This window comes from Shewanella sp. BJSY2023SW001, assembly GCF_047314685.1.
In the GTDB taxonomy this organism is placed as follows: Bacteria; Pseudomonadota; Gammaproteobacteria; order Enterobacterales; family Shewanellaceae; genus Shewanella; species Shewanella indica.
This window is the reverse complement of record NZ_JBKORF010000083.1, coordinates 35,885-44,820: the sequence shown is the minus strand read 5'-3', so window position 1 is coordinate 44,820 and position 8,936 is coordinate 35,885. Positions and strand designations below refer to the sequence as shown.

Here is an 8,936-nt window from a genome sequence, read left to right as displayed (position 1 = left end):
TAGCAGCGGTCGCCACAGAGGCTTCGGCGGCTTTTTTCGCCTTGATCCTGGCCATAGCCTCGGCTACGGCATCTTTCTCACCACTGCCCATGGCGGCGCGGCGCTTATCGGCTGCGGCTTTGGCCTTGGCTTCCCGCGCCTGTTTCTCGGCCTCCAGCCGTTTGAGCCTGGCATCGAATCTCTGCTTGGCCTGCTCGGCCAGCTGTTTCTCTTCGTGATTACGCTTAATGGCCGCCTTGGCAATGCGATAATACTCCACCAGAGGAATATCCGATGGGCAAACATAGCTGCAACAACCGCACTCGATACAGTCTCTGAGGTTGTAGGCGCTGGCCTTGTCGTATTCTTCGGCTTTACTGTGCCAATAGAGTTGCTGGGGCAATAGCGACGCCGGGCATACCTGAGCACATTCTCCGCAGCGAATGCAGGCCTTTTCCTCGGCCGGTGGGCTGATTTCGCTGGCCGATGGCACCAAGACACAGTTACTGCCCTTGAGCAGCGGTACTTTGATAAGGGGCAGGGTGTAGCCCATCATGGGGCCGCCTATGATGACGGTATCCTGACCGCTGGCGGTAAAACCGCTTTGCTCCAGTATATGGGCTATGGGCGTGCCCAGTGGCACCCAGTAATTACCCGGCTTGGGAATATTGCCGCCGGTCACAGTGACAACCCGCTCTATGAGAGGCTTGCCCTGGCAAACGGCTTCGCGAATGGCGAAGGCGGTGCCTACGTTGTGCACTACTATTCCCAGTTGCGCCGGAATGGCGCCGGAAGGCACTTCTTGTCCGGTAATGATCTGGATCAGCTGCTTTTCGCCGCCGGAAGGGTATTTGGTCGGGATCACAGTGATCCTGATGCTGCCCTTAGGCAGATGGCAGCTATCCAGCGCCTGCTGCATCGCCTGAACGGCTTCGGGCTTGTTATCCTCAATGGCGATAATCACCCGTTTGGGATTTAGCAGCCCGTGAACAATTTCAATGCCGTCCAGAATTTCGCTGGCGTGTTCGCGCATCAATCTGTCATCGGCACTGATATAAGGCTCGCATTCCACGCCGTTGATCAACAGCAGTTCAATTTCACTGGCGGGGTTGAGTTTGATGTGAGCCGGAAACATGGCACCGCCCAATCCGGCTATCCCGGCTTGGCGAATGCGGCTGAGGATCTGCTCGCGGCTCAGTGCTGAGACCTCTTGCTGCTCAAAATCTATGGCTTGATCCTGGCCGTCGGCTTCCAGCACACAGGTCAAGACCGGCAGGGCAGAAGGGTGGTTGCTCGGTCTTTGCTCTATGGCGCGAATGATGCCTGAGGTGGGGGCATGCACCGCCAGATACATGGCGCTCAGTCCGCGGGTCAGCGCCTGGCCCTTGAGCACTCTGTCGCCCACTTTGACTTCGAGCACGGCGCTGTCACCAACCTGGGGCACAGGCAATAAGAATTCGCTGGCAAGTGGTAGACGCCCAATAGGACTGCCGTTGGAGAGGTCTTTCATCTGCGGCGGATGAATTCCGCCGGTCAGGCGCCACTGAGTTCCTTTATCCAACTGTTCGAGTAATGTCAGCACGGCTTATCCTCTTCCACCAACTTCACTGGAATTGCGTTAAGCTGCCAGTCCCAGGTTTTCAGATCCTGTTTCACCGGGATCATATCGATACAATCCACAGGGCAGGGTTCAACACAGAGATCGCAGCCGGTGCAGTTGCTGGTCAGGACTGTGTGCATCAGCTTGCCCGTGCCTATGATGGCATCTACCGGACAGGCCTGAATGCACTTGGTACAGCCGATACACTCATCTTCGCGAATATAGGCGACCTTTTTGACCTGGGTTTCAACACTGGCATCGAGAGGCTCGGGATCGACCCCCATAAGATCGGCCAGTTTCTCCATAGTGGCGGTACCACCCGGCGGGCAGCGATTGATCTTCTCGCCGTTGGCTATGGCCTCGGCGTAGGGGCGGCAACCAGGGTAGCCGCATTGACCACATTGGGTTTGTGGCAACAGGGCTTCGACCTGATCCACTATCGGATTGCCCTGAACTTTAAACTTCTCGGCGGCGAAGCCGAGTAAAACGCCGAATACCAGCGCCAGCAGAGACAATAAAATGACTGCAATTAGCATGGAAGACATAACTCTATTTGACTAAACCGGTAAAGCCCATGAAGGCCAGCGACATCAGGCCGGCGGTGATCATGGCGATGGCGCTGCCTTTGAAAGGTGCGGGCACATCAGCCGCCGCCAAACGTTCGCGCATTGCCGAAAACAGGATAAGCACCAATGAAAAGCCCGCGGCAGCGCCGAATCCATAGACAGCACTCTGCATAAAATCGTGGTTTTCATTGATATTCAGTAAGGCTACGCCCAACACGGCACAGTTGGTGGTGATAAGTGGCAGATAGATCCCCAGCGCCCTATGCAGAGTCGCACTGGTTTTCTGCACCACCATTTCGGTGAACTGTACCACCACTGCGATAACCAGAATAAAGCTCATGGTACGCAGGTAGCCGAGCTCGAAGGGCAGCAGCAGATACCGGTTAACCAGGTAGCTGAGAATGGCGGCCAAGGTCATGACAAAGGTAGTTGCCATGGACATGCCTATGGCTGATTCCAGCTTGCTGGATACCCCCATAAATGGGCACAGCCCAAGGAATTTCACTAATACAAAATTGTTGACCAGCACAGTGCCAATCAACAACAGGAGATACTCACTCATCTCATTACAGGTGTTGTGACTTCTTGGCGGTTATTATCAGTGTTTCAGTGGTCATAAACAACATATAGAAAGCAGGGTTTACCTTCTTTGCGCCCTTAATGAGTCATAAACGGCATTAATTTCTGTTCATTTCGGCGAGGTCCAGCTGTTGGGGCCTGGCAATGTAGAAGCCTTGCATACCATCAACCAACAGTTTTTCGACGACCATTTTCTCTTCCTGGCGCTCTATGCCGCAGGCTATCACCTTGACACCACTGCGGCGGGCCACATCGACCAGCATGCGGACAAAGAACTGGTTATTGGTATCTTCATCTATTGCCTGGGTATAGCTGGGATCCAGTTTGATATAGTCGGGGCGCACCTCACGGAAGAATTTGAATGAGGTAAAACTCATGCCGAAACGCTCTACCGATACCCGGCAACCGACGCTATGCATGGCGCGAACAAACTTGTGACTGGCGGCCAGGTTACCTTGCATGCCTGCTTCGTTGATTTCGAACACCAGTCTTGAGGCTAATCTCGGATGTTTGGAGAGCAGATCTTTGGCCCAGGCAATAAAGCTTTCTTTGGAGGCTGAGCCCGGGCTCAGATTGACGCCGATATTACCGCTGAGGTTTGGCAGGCTCTGCAGTAGTTTCAAGGCGCTGAGTAGCACCAGTTTATCCAGCTCTTGGCTCATGCCGTGACGTTCGGCCATGGCAATCACTGTGGCTGTCGGTAGAAACTTGCCTTCACCGTTGTAAAAGCGTGCCAACAGCTCACGGTAGCCATCTACCTCGCTGCGACAGGGTTGAATGGGCTGTTGGTAAAATTTGAGTGCCCGGCGCTTCAGCAAGTCTTCAATGGCCAGTTTCCAGCGGTTATCGCCGAGTGTTTCATTCAGCAAATTTTTATCCTGGAATTGCACTGCATTCGGACCCAAGGTTTGCGCCACATTGGCGGCGGTATCGGCCATGGCAAGAGTGCTTATGGGATCTTTGTCGCTGGCGTAGGCCACTATGCCGCTATGGGCGATGGAGTCGGTTTGCAGTTCTGCTTGGTATTCTTCCAGCTCACGCTTGAGCTGGGTGGCAAAGGTTTGCGCGTCTTTCAGCACAATTGAGGGGACAAAGATGGCAAAGTCAGTACTGGCAATGCGAAAGCTTTCGCTGTTGTTGTAACCCTGGAGTGCCCGGCGAATACAAACCGCGACGCGGGCAAGATAGTCATCGCCGCCCTGACGGCCGCGCAGTTGATTGATATGGGCAAGCTCGGTGGCTTTTACCAGGATTAGCACCCCAATCTGGGATTTGCCGGAAAGTGATAACTGTTGCAGTTTTTCGGTGAAGTGTTGGCGGGTGCCAAAGCCGGTTATCGGATCTTCGTAGGCGAGTTTTTTCAGCGATAGGTTTTCTGACTCAAGTTTCTCAAACCGCTGTTTTATCAGCTGCCGACTTTGTTCCAATGCTTGCCCCAAGGGCCTGAGCTCACCCCGAAAGCGGCTCTGCGCCAGCGCATTGAATTCACCTTGAGACATTTTTGTCAGATATTCGGCTGCATATTTAAGGACACTATTGTGGCGTTTCATCATCAAGGCAAAGATTAACGCCAATACCAAATAAAGGGGTAATAAGCGCAATCCGTCAAGCCAGAGGGTATGGATCCCTTGTTCTCGAAGAGGGCTGAGGTCGGGCTTAAGTAACACTCGCCCGGAAGCGAAGCGGTATTGGGATTCGAGTTGCAATGGCAGTAGATAATATTGCCAGTTCATCTCCGGCAGGAAATGTCCTCGAGTGAGATTATTCTGACCATCGACGTCATCAGTATATTGAAAAAACTGCAATGACACTTTGTCTTGTAATTGCCGGTAAAAGATAGCGGCATCATCTGCGCCCTGGGCTTGCTCCTGCGCTTGTTGTAATCGCTGTAACAGGACATCAGCTTGCTGCTGCAACACCTGTCGTTCCTGTTGCAACAAGACCAAGCCGGTTGCCAGAAAGCTCAATAACAGTAACAGTTGAAAAAAGCGCGAAATGCCCATCTTTTCCAGAATTCAGACCAGGTTAAAGGGATGTCAGAATTGTATACGTATTTGTTATAAATACAAAACGCAGGAAGAGATAAGATAAGGTGGCTCCCCTGACTGGATTCGAACCAGTGACATACGGATTAACAGTCCGCCGTTCTACCGACTGAACTACAGGGGAATTGAAATTTTCAGGGGCAAAATCGAAGTGGCTCCCCTGACTGGATTCGAACCAGTGACATACGGATTAACAGTCCGCCGTTCTACCGACTGAACTACAGGGGAACAGATTTCGCTCAGGTTAATCTTGAAGTGGCTCCCCTGACTGGATTCGAACCAGTGACATACGGATTAACAGTCCGCCGTTCTACCGACTGAACTACAGGGGAACAGATTTCAACTAATTAAATTGGCTCCCCTGACTGGATTCGAACCAGTGACATACGGATTAACAGTCCGCCGTTCTACCGACTGAACTACAGGGGAATAATTTATTTAGCTAGGATTAACCTATTGTTTTCAGGTGACTTGCGTAAATTGGCTCCCCTGACTGGATTCGAACCAGTGACATACGGATTAACAGTCCGCCGTTCTACCGACTGAACTACAGGGGAATCGTTATTTATTGCTTGTCTCGCTGAGAACGGAGCGCATAGTAAATCGCTCTGTGGGTAGAGTCAACTCGCAGCCCCAAAAAAAGTGTCATTAAGCTGTTAATTGCTTATCTAATGCTCATAGTGATGGATAAAACTGCTTTGGGGAGATTTTTTGCTTAAAAAATAACGGCTAAACACAGATATTCCGTGTCATTTCAATCAAAGCGGGTTTCATTGGAAGGCCAAGGTGCGTGAGTTTCGGCGGCTTTTGCCTGTCCACAGGGCTGAAATCTGACAAGCAGGAGGTTTTTGAGCAATTTACCTGGAGTCTAACTCGTCATGAAAGCAGCGCAATAAAGGTGCAATTCAGCTGCTTTGAGTTCATTTTGGTGCATCTTACCTTTCAAGGTGAGTGCCACACTTTCATATGTTCTTTTATTACAAAAGATCCAGCAACATGCATTGGCTTACACTGCTTGCCGCAATCCCTCATGGTTACAGGGTTAGACTGACTTATCCACTAAATCTGTGGATAAACCTGTGAGCTTCCCGACTTTATGGGCTGCAAACCCTTGTGGCATCTGCATTGAACTTAAATTGGTCAGTTTGAATGGTTAAAAAATAAATTCAATCAAAACAATTAGATGTGAAAGTCAAGCTGCTTTGGTTTGCTTGGTGTTTTTTGTAACAAAGCTGTAAGGAAGTATCTGCCGATCCTTGTGCATTAAATCTACCTGTTTGACTTATTTGGGTGGAATTCCCGCCTTCGACCGCCACATCTGTCGTCTTGTTGCTGAGTTTCAGCACAAGCTGCTACTGACATCATGTTGGCAGGAGTCTTGTGGCTTTTGGCTTGGCCTTATCTGGCTCAATGGGTAAAATAAACGGCTTAACCGAAGGAGCATTAAAGTGTCAGCTACGCCGTTTCGCTTGGAGTCTCAGTATTCCCCTGCAGGAGATCAGCCCACCGCCATTGCCAAATTGATTGATGGACTGGAATCCGGGCTCGCTAATCAGACTTTGCTGGGGGTAACCGGTTCAGGAAAAACTTTCACTATTGCCAATGTGATTGCCAATCAGGGGCGGCCAACCATCATTATGGCACCCAACAAGACTTTGGCGGCGCAACTCTACGGCGAGATGAAAGAGTTTTTCCCCCATAATGCGGTGGAATACTTTGTTTCTTACTATGACTACTACCAACCGGAAGCCTATGTGCCTTCGACCAACACCTTTATTGAGAAGGACGCTTCGGTCAACGCTCATATTGAGCAGATGCGACTCTCTGCCACCAAGGCCTTGCTGGAGCGGCGTGATGTGGTGTTGGTGGCCTCGGTCTCAGCCATCTATGGTCTTGGCGACCCCGACTCTTACATGAAGATGCTGCTGCACCTGCGCCAGGGCGACATCATGGGCCAGCGGGATATACTGCAGCGGCTCAGCGAGTTGCAATACAGCCGCAACGATATTGAACTGCAGCGCGGTACCTTCAGGGTGCGCGGTGAAGTAATAGATATCTTCCCGGCCGAATCGGACCGGGATGCTATTCGGATCGAGTTGTTCGATGATGAGATAGAGCAGCTGTCGCTATTCGACCCTTTGACCGGTCAGGTGCGTAAACGCATTGCCCGGGCCACGGTTTACCCCAAGACTCACTACGTGACCCCGAGAGAAAAAATATTGGCGGCCACAGAGCAGATAAAGGCCGAGCTCAGAGAACGGCGCCAGCAGTTACTGGACGCCAACAAGCTGATTGAGGCACAAAGGATCAGTGAGCGGGTGCAGTACGATGTGGAGATGATGACAGAGCTGGGTTATTGCTCCGGTATCGAAAACTACTCCCGTTATCTCTCCGGGCGTGCACCGGGAGAAGGGCCGCCGACTTTGCTGGATTATCTGCCGCCGGATGGTCTGCTGATCATCGACGAGTCCCATGTAACAGTGCCGCAGATAGGTGCCATGTACAAGGGCGACCGTTCGAGGAAAACCACCCTGGTGGAGTACGGTTTTCGCCTGCCATCGGCACTGGATAACAGACCGCTCAAGTTTGAAGAGTTCGAGTCCTTGATGCCGCAGACGATTTATGTGTCGGCCACACCGGGCAGTTATGAACTCGAACGCAGCGGCGGCGATGTGGCCGAGCAAGTGGTCAGGCCCACAGGTTTGTTGGATCCTGAGCTGGAAGTGCGGCCGGTGGCGATTCAGGTGGATGATCTGCTCTCTGAGGCCAATAAACGCATTGCCGTCAATGAACGTGTGCTGGTGACCACGCTGACCAAGCGGATGGCGGAAGATCTTACCGAATATCTCGATGAACACGGGGTTAAGGTGCGTTACTTGCACTCGGATGTGGATACCGTGGAGCGGGTGGAGATCATTCGCGATTTACGTAAGGGGGTCTTCGACGTGTTGGTCGGCATCAACTTGCTCAGGGAAGGGCTGGACATGCCGGAAGTGTCTCTGGTGTGTATTCTCGATGCCGATAAAGAGGGTTTCCTGCGCTCCGAGCGCTCACTTATCCAGACCATAGGCCGCGCCGCCCGTAACATTAATGGCAAGGTGATCCTCTACGCCGATAAGGTGACCCCTTCAATGGCCAAGGCCATGGATGAAACCAATCGTCGCCGCGAGAAACAGCACGCCTTCAACCTGGCCAATGGCATAGTGCCCAAAGGCTTGGTGAAGAAGATAACAGATGTTATGGATGTGGGAGATTCCCCTTCATCGGCAGCGCCGCAGCCGGGTGCCCGTAAGGTGGCAGAGCGCAGGTCGGCTTATCAGGTGGACGCTGCCAATCTGGCGCATGAAATCGACAGGCTGGAAAAACAGATGCACCAGCATGCCAGGGATCTGGAGTTTGAGCAGGCCGCTGCACTGCGTGATGAAGTGGCAAGGCTCAGAGAGGAGCTTATCAAGGCCTAAATCCCTAAAATTGACCCATTGACAAAGAACCCGGCAAAAGCCGGGTTCTTTGTGCTGTTTATCTATCAACGGCTTTAAAAAGCCTGATTTAAAAGCCTAATTTAAAAAAACCTATTGAAATGCTTGAGCTTGGTATCAAAGTTTTAGTGCTTTATAGGTACTCTGTCGCCATAAACCAAACAGTGCGATACCGCCAATCAGGCCAACAAGATGCGCTTCAACCGCGACTCTGGCACCAATCAGGGCGCTGACTTCTGAAGCCGCGCCTTGCCATTGCTCCCAGCCGACTTTGGCAATAACGCCAGCAAGCAGCAGGTAACCCGAGTTTCGACCGCTGCGAATATCGGCCAAGGCGCCGAAGGCAAACAGGCCGTGCAGTATGCCACTTAGGCCCACATACCCCATAAGCTCAGGGTAGCAAAGATAAAGCCCTACGCCTTCAAACAGACACAGTGCCAGGGTCAATATCAATACGCCCAGGGCGTTATAGTGTTCCTTATGCAGATAAAGGATCACCCAAAACCCAGCGAGGTTCATCAGCAGATGCCAGAAGTTGGTATGCAGCAGATTGCCGCTGACAAGCCGCCACAGCTCACCTTGTTCTATGGCGCTGCGGCGAAAGGCCAATAGCTCAGTGAGCGGCAGAGAATACAGCAGCAGCGCCAGGGCTGTTAACACAACTCCTGAAAAATAAGCGGAGCTCGGC

Annotated in this window: 6 protein-coding genes and 5 tRNA genes; 1 reads left to right on the top strand and 10 read right to left on the bottom strand. The window is 52.0% G+C overall.

Features of this window, described 5'->3' with window-relative positions:
• The 9 genes from rsxC to ACMHXH_RS19865 form a co-directional block, all read right to left on the bottom strand.
• Positions 1-1,561, bottom strand: a 1,561-nt coding sequence (gene rsxC, locus ACMHXH_RS19905) for an electron transport complex subunit RsxC (protein ID WP_413738515.1), incomplete at its 3' end; no start/stop codon positions are given.
• A complete protein-coding gene (gene rsxB, locus ACMHXH_RS19900; RefSeq protein WP_039033980.1) occupies positions 1,555-2,124 on the bottom strand; it encodes an electron transport complex subunit RsxB in 570 nt (189 codons plus the stop codon). The genes rsxC and rsxB, both read right to left, overlap by 7 nt.
• A 4-nt stretch (positions 2,125-2,128) precedes the next feature.
• Complete coding sequence (gene rsxA, locus ACMHXH_RS19895; RefSeq protein ID WP_039033981.1) at positions 2,129-2,707, bottom strand: electron transport complex subunit RsxA; 579 nt, start codon at positions 2,705-2,707, stop codon at positions 2,129-2,131.
• Positions 2,708-2,822: 115 nt separating this feature from the next.
• Positions 2,823-4,727 (bottom strand): EAL domain-containing protein, encoded by a 1,905-nt coding sequence (locus ACMHXH_RS19890; RefSeq protein ID WP_039033982.1) that lies wholly within the window; start codon positions 4,725-4,727, stop codon positions 2,823-2,825.
• Between the two features lie 90 nt (positions 4,728-4,817).
• A tRNA-Asn gene (locus tag ACMHXH_RS19885) sits at positions 4,818-4,893 on the bottom strand.
• A 28-nt stretch (positions 4,894-4,921) separates the two neighbouring features.
• Positions 4,922-4,997: transfer RNA gene (locus tag ACMHXH_RS19880), tRNA-Asn, on the bottom strand.
• A 28-nt stretch (positions 4,998-5,025) separates the two neighbouring features.
• Positions 5,026-5,101, bottom strand: a tRNA-Asn gene (locus ACMHXH_RS19875).
• A 21-nt stretch (positions 5,102-5,122) separates the two neighbouring features.
• Positions 5,123-5,198: transfer RNA gene (locus ACMHXH_RS19870), tRNA-Asn, on the bottom strand.
• A gap of 52 nt (positions 5,199-5,250) precedes the next feature.
• A tRNA-Asn gene (locus ACMHXH_RS19865) sits at positions 5,251-5,326 on the bottom strand.
• A gap of 891 nt (positions 5,327-6,217) precedes the next feature.
• On the opposite strand from ACMHXH_RS19865, the gene uvrB reads away from it, so the two are divergent.
• Complete coding sequence (gene uvrB, locus ACMHXH_RS19860) at positions 6,218-8,230, top strand: excinuclease ABC subunit UvrB (protein ID WP_039033983.1); 2,013 nt, start codon at positions 6,218-6,220, stop codon at positions 8,228-8,230.
• A 135-nt stretch (positions 8,231-8,365) separates the two neighbouring features.
• Here uvrB and rrtA read toward each other — a convergent pair whose 3' ends face one another.
• Positions 8,366-8,908, bottom strand: a complete 543-nt coding sequence (gene rrtA, locus ACMHXH_RS19855; protein WP_335912934.1) for a rhombosortase — start codon at positions 8,906-8,908, stop codon at positions 8,366-8,368.
• Between the last annotated feature and the right edge of the window lie 28 nt (positions 8,909-8,936).

Bases quoted from the DNA above. Each gene is read 5' to 3' on its own strand.
- rsxB (WP_039033980.1), bottom strand. From the start codon at position 2,124: ATGTCTTCCATGCTAATTGCAGTCATTTTATTGTCTCTGCTGGCGCTG.
- rsxA (WP_039033981.1), bottom strand. From the start codon at position 2,707: ATGAGTGAGTATCTCCTGTTGTTGATTGGCACTGTGCTGGTCAACAAT.
- ACMHXH_RS19890 (WP_039033982.1), bottom strand. From the start codon at position 4,727: ATGGGCATTTCGCGCTTTTTTCAACTGTTACTGTTATTGAGCTTTCTG.